The organism is Variovorax sp. RKNM96 (genome assembly GCF_017161115.1).
In the GTDB taxonomy this organism is placed as follows: domain Bacteria; phylum Pseudomonadota; class Gammaproteobacteria; order Burkholderiales; family Burkholderiaceae_C; genus Variovorax.
The window spans coordinates 3,997,191-4,009,550 of sequence record NZ_CP046508.1; the positions used below are offsets into that span (position 1 = coordinate 3,997,191).

Consider the following 12,360-nt stretch of genomic DNA (forward strand, 5'->3'; position numbering starts at 1 on the left):
GAAGGCTTTCGACATGAGCATCGCCACCGACATTGACTTCGCGCGCATCAACACCGACCTCGGCCGCAACGCCGAAGGCCTGGTGGACTGGGCGATCGGCCTGGGCCAGCCTTCGATCATCACCACCAACTTCCGCCCCTTCGAGGCGGTGATCCTGCACATGGTCACGCGTGCCAGGCGCGATGTGCCGGTGATCTGGATGGACAACGGCTACAACACCGAAGCCACCTATCGCTTTGCCGACGAGGTGACGAAGCAGTTGGGCCTGGACCTGCACATCTACCTGCCGCGCCGCTCGCGTGCGCATCGCGAAGCGGTGGAGGGCCCGACGCCGGCGCTCGACGATCCGCGCCATGCCGCCTTCACCGAAGAGGTGAAGCTCGAGCCTTTCGCCCGCGCGCTGCGCGAGACGGCGCCCAAGGTCTGGTTCACCGCGCTGCGGGCCACCGACACGGCTGTGCGCGCACAGATGGACCCGGTCAGCGTGAACCCCGACGGCCTGATCAAGGTCGCGCCGCTCTTGCACTGGTCGTCCAAGGAGCTGTACGAGTACTGCACGGCGCACGGCCTGCCGAACAACTTCGACTACGTGGACCCGACCAAGGGCGAAGACAACCGCGAGTGCGGCTTGCACATCGCGCACTGAGCGCCAACGCTTCACCGATCCCCTGAATCCAGCCCCAACCCGATGAACGCCCGTACCGAAACCGAACTGCTGCTGTCGCCGGCGCACCTGTCCAACACGCACCTCGATGCGCTGGAGGAAGAGACCATCTTCATCCTGCGCGAAGTGGCGGCCGCCTTCGAGCGCCCCACCCTGCTGTTCTCGGGCGGCAAGGATTCGCTGGTGCTGCTGAAGTGCGCGGAGAAGGCATTCGGCGTCGGCCGCATTCCCTACCCGCTGCTGATGATCGACACGGGCCACAACTTCCCCGAAGTGACGGCCTACCGCGACCAGCGCGCCAAGGAACTGGGCGCCGAACTCATCGTGCGCAGCGTCGAGGACTCGATGAAGCGCGGCACCGTGCGCCTGGCGCACCCGGGCGAATCGCGCAACGCGCACCAGTCGGTGACGCTGCTCGAAGCGATTGAAGAATTCCGCTTCGACGCGCTGATCGGCGGTGCCCGCCGCGACGAGGAAAAGGCACGTGCCAAGGAGCGCATCTTTTCGCACCGCGATTCCTTCGGCCAATGGCAACCCAAGGACCAGCGCCCCGAACTGTGGACGCTGTTCAACACGCGCCTGGCCCCCGGCGAACACTTCCGCGTGTTCCCGATCTCGAACTGGACCGAACTCGACGTGTGGCAGTACATCGAGCGCGAGCACGTCGGCCTGCCGTCGATCTACTACACGCACAAGCGCGAGGTGGTCGAGCGCCGCGGCCTCCTGGTGCCGGTGACCGAACTGACCCCGCAGCGCGACGGCGAAACGGTGCAGGTGCGCGATGTGCGCTTTCGCACCGTGGGCGACATCACGACGACCTGCCCCGTCGAAAGCCTCGCGGCCGATGCGGGCGACGTGGTGATCGAAACGCTCACGGTCGACGTCAGCGAACGCGGCGCCACCCGGATGGACGACATGACCTCCGAAGCCTCCATGGAAAAACGCAAGAAAGACGGTTACTTCTGATGAGCGCGACGACAGCCACCCCCAATGAACTCGCCGTGCATGGCGACACCGGCACCGCCCTGCGCTTCATCACCTGCGGGTCGGTCGACGACGGCAAGAGCACGCTGATCGGCCGCCTGCTGGTGGACAGCAAGACCGTGCTGCAGGACCAGCTCGCCGGCGTGCAGCGCGGCGGCGAAACCGACCTGGCCCTGCTGACCGACGGCCTCTCGGCCGAGCGCGAGCAAGGCATCACGATCGACGTGGCGTACCGCTACTTCTCGACCGCCAAGCGCAAGTTCATCATCGGCGACGCGCCGGGCCACGAGCAGTACACCCGCAACATGGTCACCGCCGCCTCGGCCGCCGATGCCGCCGTGGTGCTGGTCGACGCGACCAAGCTGGCATGGGCCGCTGAAGTGGAAGACGGCACCGTGGTCAAGCGCGAGTTGCTGCCGCAGACGCGCCGCCACACACTGCTGTGCCACCTGCTGCGCGTGCAGTCGATCGTGTTCGCGGTCAACAAGCTGGACGCCATCGACGACGCGGGTCTCGCCTTCGAGCGCATCTCGACCGCGCTGAACGCCTTTGCCGAAGCGGCCGGCGTGCAAGTGGCCGGCATCGTGCCGATCTCGGCTCTCAAGGGATGGAACGTGGCCACGCGCCATGCCGACTGGGTGGGCTACGAAGGCCCGAGCCTGCTCGCGCTGCTCGAAGACCTGCCGGTCACGGTGCAGGACGAGGCCGTGCCCTTCGCCTTCCCGGTGCAATGGGTCGAGAAATTCTCTTCTTCCGCCGACACCTCGCAGGGCCGTCGCGTGTTCTGGGGCCGCGTGGCCTCGGGCCATGTGGAGCCCGGCCAGCGCGTGACCGTGCTGCCGAGCAACCAGACCGCCACCGTCGCCCAGGTGCTGAGCCACACGCGCCAGCCGAAGTCGGTGCATGCGGGCCACAGCGCCGGCATCGTGCTCGACCGCGAGGTCGACGTGTCGCGCGGCGACTGGCTGCTGGCGCCCGGCGCCTTCGAGCCGGTGCGCGAGATCACCGCCACCGTGGCCTGGCTGGACGACGAGCCACTGGTCGCGGGCCGCGTGTACTGGGCGCTGCAGGGCCACCGCTGGGTCAAGGCGAAGGTCGCGCGCATCGTCGATCGCGTGAACATCACCACGCTCGAATCGGAACCGGCGACGCAGCTCGAAGCCAATTCCATCGGCGATGTGGTGCTCGCACTGCAGCAGCCGCTGGGCGTTCTGCCCTTCACCCAATCGCGCGCCCTGGGCTCGCTGGTGCTGGTCGATACGGCCTCCCACAAGACCGCCGCTGCGGTACTCGTGCAGCCCGCCGCCGCAAAGGCCTAAAATCTGGGGTTTTCCCCGATCAAACTGACGTTTAAAAGACAAATGACCCACGTCGTTTCCGAAGCCTGCATCCGTTGCAAATACACCGACTGCGTGGACGTTTGCCCCGTCGACTGCTTCCGCGAAGGTCCCAACATGCTGGTGATCGACCCGGATGAATGCATCGACTGCGCGGTCTGCATTCCCGAGTGCCCGGTCAACGCGATCTACGCCGAGGAAGACCTTCCGGCCAACCAGATCGCCTTCATCAAGATCAATGCCGAGCTGGCCGTGGCCGACGGCTGGAAGAGCATCACCAAGCGCAAGCCCGCCCTGCCTGACGCCGAAGAGTGGAAAGACAAGACCGACAAGGTCGGGGAGCTGGTGCGCTGAGCGCGCTGCCTGCCCCCATCGAAACCGACGCCCTGATCGTCGGTGCCGGCCCTGTCGGGCTGTTCCAGGCCTTTCAGCTGGGCCTGCTTGAAATCTCCAGCCATATCGTCGATGCACTGCCCGCCGCGGGCGGCCAGTGCGTGGCGCTCTATGGCGACAAGCCGATCTACGACATTCCCGGCACGCCGGTGACCAGCGGGCGCGACCTTGCGCAATCGCTGCTCGCGCAGGTGGCGCCGTTCAAGCCGCAGTTTCATTTCGGCGAGCAGGTCGCCACGCTCGCCCGGCAGGACGACGGGCGCCTGCTGCTGACCACGTCGGCCGGCAAGGCGTTCCTCGCGAAGACGGTGTTCATCGCGGCCGGCGTCGGAGCCTTCGTGCCCAAGCGCATCACGCTCGAGGGCATCGCACAGTTCGAAGGCATTTCGCTTTTCTATCACCCCGAATCACTGGATCGCTTTGCGGGGCAGACGGTGGTGGTGAATGGCGGCGACGACATCGCGCTCGAAACCGCCATGGCGCTCACGGCTATCGCCGGGCAGGTCACGCTGGTCCACAGACGCGACGGCTTCCAGGCCGATGAAGCGAACATCGCCGCCATGCGTGCCCTCGTGGCCGCAGGTAAGCTGGCCTTCAAGGTCGGGCAGCCGACCGCCTTCGACGGCAAACAATTGCAGATCACCACGCCCGATGCCACGACCGTCGACCTGCCGCTCGATGCGCTGATCGCGTGCCTCGGCATTTCCCCGCGCCTCGGCCCCATTGCGGACTGGGGCCTGGAGCTCGAGCGCAAGCAGGTGCCTGTCGACACCGAGAAGTACGAAACGCGCGAGCGCGGCGTGTTCGCGGTGGGCGACATCAACACTTACCCGGGCAAGAAGAAGCTCATCGTCTGCGGCTTCCACGAAGCGACGCTGGCGGCCTGGGGCGCCACCGCCATCGTGTTCCCGGGCAAGGCGGTTCCGCTACAGTACACGACCACCAGCACCCGGCTGCACGAGCTGCTGGGCGTGGCTACTTCGCGCCAGGCATAAGCGCCCGGTATTCGCCGATGAAGCTGCCGATGGCGGCAACGTAGCCGTCGATATCCGCATCGGACAACGGCAGCGACAGCACGACGAAGCCGCGCGGCGACGTATAGATGCCCTGGCTCAGCAGGTGGAAGAACAGCAGCTGACGCAGGCGCCCATCGACCGCCGCAAGATCGTCCACCTGCCGGACTTCGCCACCGACGAAATGCGCATTCATCAGCGAGCCGACGCCGGTGAACTGCATGGCCACGCCCTCTTTTGCGCACAGCGCGTTGAGCCGTTCCCGCATCGCTTCACCACGTTCAGCCAGCACACCGGCCGCCTCGGGCGTGAAGAGCTTCGTGAGCCCCGCATACCCGGCCGCCATCGTCATTACGTTGTTGTTGAAGGTGCCGGAATGCGCGAGCGGCCCGGTACGCGGATCGAACAGCGCCATCACGTCCGCGCGCCCGCCGAAAGCGCCGAACGACATGCCGCCACCGATGTACTTGCCCAGCGTGGTGAGGTCGGACTTGATGCCCAGCTTGTTGGCCAGCCCGTGCGGCGCAAGGCGCGAGGTCATGACCTCATCGAAGACCAGCAACGCACCTACCCGGGTGGCACCGTTGCGCAGCGCCTGCAGGAAATCGAGCCGCCCCGGAATGCACCCGCTTGCCCCCTGCATCGGCTCGACCAGGATGGCGGCGATCTCCGGGCCGTGCCTGGCGATTTCCTCACTCGCGCGCTGCGCATCGTTGTAGGGCAGCACGAGGAAGTCGAATGGCACGGTCGTCGGTGAAGGCTTGTCGCCGAAGCCGAGCACCCCGCCGTGATAGCCACCCGAGAAGACCACGATCTTTCGCCGCCCCGTGAAGTGCAGCGCGGCCGTGAGCGCCATCAGGTTCGCCTCGGTGCCCGAGTTGGTGAAGCGCAGCTGCTCGATCTGCGGAAAGCGCTCGCAGATGGTCTTTGCCAGCCGGCCTTCGAGCAGGTTGTGCCCGGTGAGGTTGATGCCGCTCTGCATGGCCTCGATGACCGCCTCGCGGATCTCGGGCGCCGAGTGGCCGTAGACGCCGGCCGTGTACTCGGCGATGAAGTCGGCATAGCGATGGCCATCGGCGTCCCACAGCGCCGCGCCCTCGCCTTTGGCAATGGTGAGCGGAAACGGCGCGTAGAACAGCACCGATCGCGTATTGGCGCCGGGCATGTAGCGCGTCTGCTCGTCGAACTGGCGCCGGCTCGCGGGGTTGCCATCTGTGAAGCGTTGATGCACCCCGGCGAGGGCTTGGTCGATGGCGGCGTCGGTCATGGAGCGGTCCTTGAAAGATGGGCGGCCTTTCGGCCCGGCTAATTGATCACTGCTCAATTAATAATATTTATACAATCAATTCGCCCGCTGCACAACGCCCATCTCCATGAAAAAAACCGCCCCCGAGCCCAAACCCAAGACCGCCGGTCGCCCCACCGGCGGCGGCGCGCTGTCGAAGCGGCTCATCGCCGAAGCCGCGCTCGCGCACATCGACGCATTCGGCCTGGGCGCGTTCAGCATGCGCGAGATCGCGACGCAGCTCGGCGTGTATCCGGCGACGGTGCACTGGCACGTCAGCACGCGCGAAGCGCTGCTCGCCGAGGTCGCCGCCACGGTGATGGCAGAGGTCACCCCGCCGACGGAATTGCCCTGGCAGGAATGGATCGCCGAACTGCTCCGCCGCTGCCGCGCTGCGGTGCGTCGTCATCCGAACGTGGCGCAGTTGCTGGGCGCGCAGTTGGTGTCCAACGCCAGCCTGCCGACCGAACTGGTCGAAGGCGTGCTGGAGGCGCTGACCGAAGCCGGTTTCGAGGGCCAATCGCTGCTGGAGGCCTACAACTGCGTGATCGCGGCCATGCTGGGCTTCGTGACGATGGAGTTCTCCCCTCTGCCCTCCGACAACACCCAGGCCTGGGCCGAGGAACTGCGCGAACGGGTCCACACCATCCGCCCGCTCGACCATCCGGTGCTGGCGCGCAACCTGCCGCTGCTCGCCAACAACGCCTTCATCGTCCGCTGGGACAACGGCACCACCGTGCCGCTGGACAGCAGCTTCGAGCGGCACATCCAGATCACCATCGACGGGCTGGAGGCGTTCGCGCGCAGGATCAAGGGTTCGCAGCAGTAGCGGGGTCTGGCGGGTCCAGCAACTCGTACAGCACCATGCGCGTCTGCCGGCCGCGCAGCTCCGTCAGCTCCTCGATCCGCCGTGTGGAGAGTCGCCCGCCCAGCCCCGCGAATGTCGCTTCGGAGATCAGCGTCCGCGTGCCCAGCTGCTTGTTCGTGCCCTCGATGCGGCTTGCCACGTTGATCACATCGCCCAGCGCGGTGTAGGACAGCCGATCACTCGAACCGAGCACCCCCGCGATCACGACGCCGGTGTGGATGCCGATGCGCGTTCGGAACGCCTGGAGCCCTTCCTCCTGCCACTTGCGGTTGAGCGCCTTCATCTCTTCATGCAGTTCGAGCGAGGCGATGCAGGCCTGGTACTCCGCATCCGGCAGGTCCGCCGGCGCACCCCAGAGCACCATGATCCCGTCGCCCATGAACTTGTCGACCACGCCGCCATGCCGCGCGAACACGCGCGTGGCGAGGTTGAAGTACTCGGTCAGCTGGCGCATCAGCACGTCGGCCTCCATCGATTCCGAGATGCTGGTGAAGCCTTCCACGTCGGTGAACATTGCGGTCACGCGGCGCGGCGAGCCGTTCGGCACGAGCGCATGGCCTTCGGCGACGAGTTGCTTGATCACGTCCACCGGCACGAACTTGCTGAAGGCCTGGAGGCTGCGCGCCGAATCGTCCAGCGCCTGGCTCAGGTTCTGGATCTCGAGCACCCGGCTCGGTTCGCGCGGCAGGTCGTCCAGCTCCAGCCGCCCGATGCGGCGCGCCGTGCGCGAGAGGCTCTCGATCGGTGCGGTCACCAGCTTCGACAACCGCAGCGAAATGAACAGCGCCACGGCCAGGAAGCTCAGCGCCAGCAACAGTGACAAGAGCACATTCCGGTGCAGCCCGCCGAGCAGCGCGTCTTCGGGCTCCCAGCTGACAAGCCGCCAGCCGGTGGACGGAATGTGCGATGTCTGCACCTGGTAGCGCGCCCCGCCGTGATCGAGGGTGAAGGCCATGTCTTCGGTCCAGCCCCGGCTGCCGTTGGCCAGCATGTGGGCGTGCAGCGCGCCGAGGACGCCGTCGTCGGGATCTTCCAGCACACGGACGACGTGGGGGTTGTCGCTGCGCGCAATCACATGGTGGTCGGCGCTCAGCAAGGCGCTGTGGCCATGGCCCGTGCCGCCGAACACCCGCACGAGGCTGGAGAGATGCCCGAGCGACACGCTGCCCACCACCACGAGCGTCTGCAGCACGCCTTCGTCGTCGCGCCGCAGGCTCGGCCGCGCATGCCCGACGCCGAGCTCCTTGGCGGAGCCGAGCACGAAAGGTGCGGTCCAGAGCGCGTGCTGCGCCTTCAAGGCCTGCTCAAACCATTCTTCGTGCACCGGGTCGTCGTCGCTGCGAAAGGCCTCGATGCGGCTCGTGGCGTAGCGCTGCCGCGGGTCGTCGTCGCCATCGCCATCGGCGTCCGGTGACTGCTTGTATTCCCAGGTCTCGGTGCTGAAGTCTGCATCGCGCAGCACCTGCCGCACCGCCGCCTCCGGATAGCGCTGCGCCATCAGCAGGTGCCCGTCGTCGCTGGCCACGCCGACGCTGTCGAGCTCGGGCGTCTGTTCCAGCGCTGCCCAGAGCAGCTCGGCGGTCCGGTCGCCGTCATGGCCCGCCGGATGCAGGCTGGGCGTGTGTGCAATGGCGCGCACCAGCGCTTCGGTCTTGGCGAGGAAAGCGAGCACGTTGTCCTCCACGCGGTCGTGGTTGACCTTGTGCGCCGACTCGCCGACCTTGGAAACCAGCTGCTCCGCGCCCCAGTAGCCGAAGGCCACCAGCAGCAGCGACTGAAGCAGCGCGACCGCACAGATGATGGTGCCGACGTCGACCCGGAAGCGGCGCAGGCGTGCGCGGGGTGAAGAAGAAGTCGCGGGCGGGGCCTGCGCCGGGCCCGGATACTGCGTGAAGTCGTCTGTCATGTGCGGGGGTTCCTCCTGCGCATTCGAATGCGCTTGTGGCGGCGATTTTCCCCCGCCCTGCGCGTGGCCTGGGTTTCCATGGTCGTGTGCTTTTCCCGCAGGGGATAAAATCCGCCCCGCGCTTCGGCTTGCCGGAGCGCATCGCTAGGGGTGTCGAGCCGGAATCCGTTCCGGGGCTGACTGAGAGAGTCCCTTTGAACCTGACTGAGGTAATCCTCGCGCAGGGAAGCTGGTCCGGCGGCCTGTCACGTTGTCTCGCGTGGCGGCAGCGCTGCTGGAGCCTCGCCCACCTGCCAAACCTTTTGCACTGGAGCAAACGGATGGCACACGACGACAACAACGGAATTTCCTCCGGCAACGAGGCGCTGACGCCCCTGCCCGCATCACGGCGCGTGTTCGGCTGGACCGACCACGCCTCGCTCTGGTTCAGCCTGGGCGTCGGGCTGCTGGTGATGCAGATCGGTGCCTACCTTGTGCCCGCCGTGGGCACGCGCGATGCGGCGCTGGCGATTGCGCTTGGGTCCGTCATCGGCGCCGGCCTCCTGGCATGGACCGCGCGGCTCGGCTGCGAAACCGGCCTCGCGAGCGCGGGCCTCATGCACGCCACCTATGGCAGCGCCTTCGCGCGGCTGCCGGTGCTGCTCAACATCGTGCAGCTGGTGGGCTGGACCACCTTCGAACTGGTGATCATGCGAGAAGGCACGCAGGCCATCGGCCAGGTCGCCTTCGGCGCTTCGCTCGGCTCATTCTGGGGCGGCGTCTTCACCACATTGCTCTGGGGCGCGGTGCTGCTGGCGCTGCTCGCGGGCTCGATGGTCAAGCTGGTGCGGCGCTTCGTGAGCCGCTTCGGGCTGCCGCTGGTGGTGATCTCCCTGCTCTGGCTGACCTGGCAGTTCGCGACGCGGCTGCAGGCCAAGGGCCTGGACGCCTTCTGGGCGCGCCCCGGCGACGGCAGCATGGGCATGTTCGGCGCGCTCGATCTGGTGATCGCGATGCCGGTGTCATGGCTGCCGCTGGTGGCCGACTACGCGCGCCACGGCAAGCGCAGCGCGGGTGGCCTGGGCAGCGCTTTCAGCGGCACCTGGATCGGCTACGCGCTCGCCAACATCTGGTGCTATGCACTCGGCGTGATGGTGGTGAGCGTGGCCGAGCCGGACACGGGCCTGGTCACCGCGCTGCTGCTCGCGCAGGGCGGGCTGGTGGCGCTGGGCCTCATCCTTATCGACGAGCTCGACAACGCGTATGGCGATGTCTATTCGGGTTCGGTTTCCACGCACAGCCTCCTGCCGCGCTGGAGCGTGAAGCGCTGGGGACTGCTGCTGGCCGCGCTGTGCATCGCGCTTGCGCTGGTGCTGCCGATGCACACGCTCGAGCCCTTCCTGCTGCTGTTGAGCTCGGTGTTCGTGCCGCTCTACGGCGTGATCCTCGGGCGGCTTGGCAGCGGAAGGACCGTGGCATCCGTCGGCACGCGCCAGATCGACTGGGCCGCGGCGCTGATCTGGATCGCAGGCATCGCGGCTTACCACGCGCTCGCCAAGTGGGCGCCGCAGTTCGGCTCGGCCCTGCCGACGCTGGCAGCGACCTTCGCGCTGGCCTGGATCAGCCGGCCGTCGCCTGCAACCGATGCATCGGCACTGGCGCAAAGCCGTGGTTGAGCGGACCGTGGCCCCCGCCGACCGTCACATCCGCACCGGCCGCCATCGCGCCGAGGATGTAGGCGCGTGCACGCTCGACGGCTTCGGGCAGCGTCAACCCCAATGCCAGGTGCGCCGCGATGGCGGACGACAGCGTGCAGCCGGTGCCATGCAGGTTGCGGCTTGCGATGCGTTGCGAGGCCAGGCGCTTGCGCGTGCCATCGGCCTGCAACAGCACATCGACCACTTCATTGCCGGGCAGATGGCCGCCCTTGAGCAGCACGGCCTTGGCGCCGAGCGCCAACAGCTCGTCGGCCGCGCCGTCGAGCGCGTCGATGCCATCGATGGCATGGCCGATCAGCAAGGCCGCTTCATCGAGATTGGGCGTGACCACCACGGCGCGCGGGAACAGTTCGCGCACCAGCACTTGCACGGTTTCCGAGGCGATCAGGCGATCGCCGCTGGTAGCGACCATCACCGGATCGAGCACCACGTTCGGCAACTTGTAGTGGTCGATGGCCCAGGCGACGACCTCCACCACCTCGGGCGCATGCAGCATGCCGAGCTTGACGGCATCGACGCCGATGTCTTCCACCACCGCCTGGATCTGCGCCTTGAGAAAAGCCGGCGGCACGCCGTGGATGCCCGAGACGCCGCGCGTGTTCTGCGCGGTGAGCGCGGTGATGGCCGTCATGCCGTAGCAGCCGAGGGCCGCGAAGGTCTTGAGATCGGCCTGGATGCCGGCGCCGCCGCCGCTGTCGGAGCCGGCGATGGAGAGCACGCGCGCGTAGCGCAGGGGCGCTTGCGGCGCGGGGGAAGGTCCTTGGGTCATGCTGAAAATTATCGGCGACCGGTTCCTTCTTTCTCCCTCCCCTTCCGGGGGAGGGTTGGGGTGGGGGCACGCAGCGTATCTATCGGGTGCTCTGCCCGCCCCCATCCCAACCTTCCCCCAGAGGGGGAAGGAGCAAAGCCATGAGCGTTCCGTTTCAATCAGCCGCCATCATCGGCGCGGGGCTCATGGGGCGCCTAGTGGCGGTCGCGCTCGCACAGGCCGGTTGCAAGGTCGCGCTATACGAAGCCGGCAGCCCGGAAGCCGAAGGCGCGGCAGCCCGCGTCGCGGCTGCGATGCTTGCGCCGCTGGCCGAATCGGCGGTGGCGCCCGTGTCGGTCGTGCGCATGGGGCACTACGCGCTGTCGCGCTGGCCCGAATTGCTCGCGCCGCTGGCACAACCCGTGTTCTTCCAGCGCGAAGGCACGCTGGTGCTGTGGCACCGGCAGGACGCCACCGAGGCCGCGCGGCTCGAACGCGTGCTCGCCCACACCGGCGCGCAGGTGCCCGAGCTGCCGCCGATGCAGACGCTCGACGGTGCAGGCATCGCCGTGCTGGAGCCGTCGCTCGGCCAGCGCTTCGCCAAGGGGCTGTTCCTTCCGGGCGAAGGCCAACTCGACAACCGCGCACTGCTCGCCTCGCTGCTCGCCACGCTCCAGGCGGATGCGAACGTCACACTGCACTGGCAATCGCCGCACGTACCGGCCGACTTCTTGCCCGGCACGCCAGGCCAGCCCGACTGGGTGATCGATTGCCGCGGCCTCGGTGCCCGTCCGCAATGGCGCGCCTTGCGCGGCGTGCGCGGCGAAGTGATCCGCGTGCATGCGCCCGAGGTCACGCTGCAGCGCCCGACGCGGCTGGTGCATCCGCGCTATCCGCTCTATATCGCGCCGAAGCCCGACCACCTGTTCGTGATCGGCGCGACCGAGATCGAGTCCGACGACATGTCGCCAGCCAGCGTGCGCTCCACGCTCGAACTGCTGAGTGCGGCCTACGCGGTGCACAGCGGTTTCGCCGAGGCGCGCATCGTGGAGATCGCCGCGCAGTGCCGCCCCACGCTGCCCGACAACCTGCCCGCCATCCGCCAGCCGCAGCCGCGCGTGCTGCAGATCAACGGTCTCTACCGCCACGGTTTCATGATCGCGCCGGCGCTGCTCGATGCGGCGATGGAGCTGCTCGTGAACGGCCACAGCACGCTGGCGCAGGGCTTCGGCCTGGACACCACGACATCCGACGACGCATGACGATGAACATCCTGATCAACGACAAGCCCTTCACGCTGCCCGACAGCGCAACCCTCACCGACGCGCTGACTGCGCTGGAGGCCGTGCCGCCGTTCGCGGTGGCGGTGAACCGCGAGTTCGTGCCGCGCTCGGCCTATGCCGCGCGCGCACTGCAGCCCGACGACCGCATCGAAGTGATCCGCCCCGTGACGGGCGGCTGAAAA

Annotated in this window: 12 protein-coding genes and 1 riboswitch; of the genes, 9 read left to right on the forward strand and 3 right to left on the reverse strand. The window is 67.5% G+C overall.

What is annotated here, in order from left to right; translation table 11 throughout:
- The first annotated feature begins 13 nt into the window (after positions 1-13).
- The 5 genes from GNX71_RS18375 to GNX71_RS18395 are packed head-to-tail and all read left to right on the forward strand — an operon-like array spanning position 14 to position 4,373.
- Positions 14-646 carry a phosphoadenosine phosphosulfate reductase family protein gene (locus GNX71_RS18375; protein WP_206173647.1) on the forward strand — a complete coding sequence of 211 codons (633 nt, stop codon included), beginning with the start codon at positions 14-16 and terminating at the stop codon, positions 644-646.
- A 42-nt stretch (positions 647-688) separates the two neighbouring features.
- Positions 689-1,630 (forward strand): sulfate adenylyltransferase subunit CysD, encoded by a 942-nt coding sequence (gene cysD, locus GNX71_RS18380; protein ID WP_206173648.1) that lies wholly within the window; start codon positions 689-691, stop codon positions 1,628-1,630.
- The gene (locus GNX71_RS18385) at positions 1,630-2,967 is read left to right on the forward strand and encodes a GTP-binding protein (protein ID WP_206173649.1); all 1,338 of its coding nucleotides are present in this window, start codon (positions 1,630-1,632) and stop codon (positions 2,965-2,967) included. Before cysD ends, GNX71_RS18385 begins: the two co-directional genes overlap by 1 nt.
- A 42-nt stretch (positions 2,968-3,009) precedes the next feature.
- Positions 3,010-3,339 carry a ferredoxin FdxA gene (gene fdxA / locus GNX71_RS18390; protein ID WP_093240594.1) on the forward strand — a complete coding sequence of 110 codons (330 nt, stop codon included), beginning with the start codon at positions 3,010-3,012 and terminating at the stop codon, positions 3,337-3,339.
- Positions 3,297-4,373, forward strand: a complete 1,077-nt coding sequence (locus GNX71_RS18395) for an NAD(P)/FAD-dependent oxidoreductase (RefSeq protein ID WP_206173650.1) — start codon at positions 3,297-3,299, stop codon at positions 4,371-4,373. Before fdxA ends, GNX71_RS18395 begins: the two co-directional genes overlap by 43 nt.
- Here GNX71_RS18395 and GNX71_RS18400 read toward each other — a convergent pair.
- Entirely contained in the window at positions 4,354-5,658 is a 1,305-nt protein-coding gene (locus GNX71_RS18400; protein WP_206173651.1) for an aminotransferase class III-fold pyridoxal phosphate-dependent enzyme, read from the reverse strand. The genes GNX71_RS18395 and GNX71_RS18400 overlap by 20 nt on opposite strands.
- A gap of 106 nt (positions 5,659-5,764) precedes the next feature.
- Between GNX71_RS18400 and GNX71_RS18405 the strand changes: the two genes are divergently transcribed.
- Entirely contained in the window at positions 5,765-6,505 is a 741-nt protein-coding gene (locus GNX71_RS18405; RefSeq protein ID WP_206173652.1) for a TetR/AcrR family transcriptional regulator, read from the forward strand.
- Here the strand turns inward: GNX71_RS18405 and GNX71_RS18410 are convergent.
- A complete protein-coding gene (locus GNX71_RS18410; protein WP_206173653.1) occupies positions 6,486-8,450 on the reverse strand; it encodes an adenylate/guanylate cyclase domain-containing protein in 1,965 nt (654 codons plus the stop codon). The genes GNX71_RS18405 and GNX71_RS18410 overlap by 20 nt on opposite strands.
- A 136-nt stretch (positions 8,451-8,586) precedes the next feature.
- Positions 8,587-8,694: riboswitch (TPP riboswitch) on the forward strand.
- Between the two features lie 76 nt (positions 8,695-8,770).
- On the opposite strand from GNX71_RS18410, the gene GNX71_RS18415 reads away from it, so the two are divergent.
- Positions 8,771-10,105, forward strand: a complete 1,335-nt coding sequence (locus tag GNX71_RS18415; protein ID WP_206173654.1) for a cytosine permease — start codon at positions 8,771-8,773, stop codon at positions 10,103-10,105.
- On the opposite strand, the gene thiD is transcribed toward GNX71_RS18415, so the two are convergent.
- Complete coding sequence (thiD, locus tag GNX71_RS18420) at positions 10,050-10,916, reverse strand: bifunctional hydroxymethylpyrimidine kinase/phosphomethylpyrimidine kinase (RefSeq protein WP_206173655.1); 867 nt, start codon at positions 10,914-10,916, stop codon at positions 10,050-10,052. The genes GNX71_RS18415 and thiD overlap by 56 nt on opposite strands.
- 140 nt (positions 10,917-11,056) lie before the next feature.
- On the opposite strand from thiD, the gene GNX71_RS18425 reads away from it, so the two are divergent.
- Together GNX71_RS18425 and thiS are read left to right on the forward strand one after the other, a co-directional pair.
- Positions 11,057-12,157: an FAD-dependent oxidoreductase gene (locus GNX71_RS18425; RefSeq protein WP_206173656.1), complete on the forward strand. Its 1,101-nt coding sequence runs from the start codon at positions 11,057-11,059 to the stop codon at positions 12,155-12,157.
- Positions 12,154-12,357, forward strand: coding sequence for a sulfur carrier protein ThiS (gene thiS, locus GNX71_RS18430; protein ID WP_206173657.1), 204 nt, complete (start codon positions 12,154-12,156; stop codon positions 12,355-12,357). Before GNX71_RS18425 ends, thiS begins: the two co-directional genes overlap by 4 nt.
- Positions 12,358-12,360: the final 3 nt, after the last annotated feature.

Excerpts from the sequence above, each read along its gene's own strand:
- GNX71_RS18410 (WP_206173653.1), bottom strand. The coding sequence starts at position 8,450 with ATGACAGACGACTTCACGCAGTATCCGGGCCCGGCGCAGGCCCCGCCC.
- fdxA (WP_093240594.1), top strand. The coding sequence starts at position 3,010 with ATGACCCACGTCGTTTCCGAAGCCTGCATCCGTTGCAAATACACCGAC.
- GNX71_RS18400 (WP_206173651.1), bottom strand. The coding sequence starts at position 5,658 with ATGACCGACGCCGCCATCGACCAAGCCCTCGCCGGGGTGCATCAACGC.
- GNX71_RS18405 (WP_206173652.1), top strand. The coding sequence starts at position 5,765 with ATGAAAAAAACCGCCCCCGAGCCCAAACCCAAGACCGCCGGTCGCCCC.
- GNX71_RS18425 (WP_206173656.1), top strand. The coding sequence starts at position 11,057 with ATGAGCGTTCCGTTTCAATCAGCCGCCATCATCGGCGCGGGGCTCATG.
- GNX71_RS18375 (WP_206173647.1), top strand. The coding sequence starts at position 14 with ATGAGCATCGCCACCGACATTGACTTCGCGCGCATCAACACCGACCTC.
- thiD (WP_206173655.1), bottom strand. The coding sequence starts at position 10,916 with ATGACCCAAGGACCTTCCCCCGCGCCGCAAGCGCCCCTGCGCTACGCG.
- thiS (WP_206173657.1), top strand. The coding sequence starts at position 12,154 with ATGACGATGAACATCCTGATCAACGACAAGCCCTTCACGCTGCCCGAC.
- GNX71_RS18385 (WP_206173649.1), top strand. The coding sequence starts at position 1,630 with ATGAGCGCGACGACAGCCACCCCCAATGAACTCGCCGTGCATGGCGAC.
- GNX71_RS18415 (WP_206173654.1), top strand. The coding sequence starts at position 8,771 with ATGGCACACGACGACAACAACGGAATTTCCTCCGGCAACGAGGCGCTG.
- cysD (WP_206173648.1), top strand. The coding sequence starts at position 689 with ATGAACGCCCGTACCGAAACCGAACTGCTGCTGTCGCCGGCGCACCTG.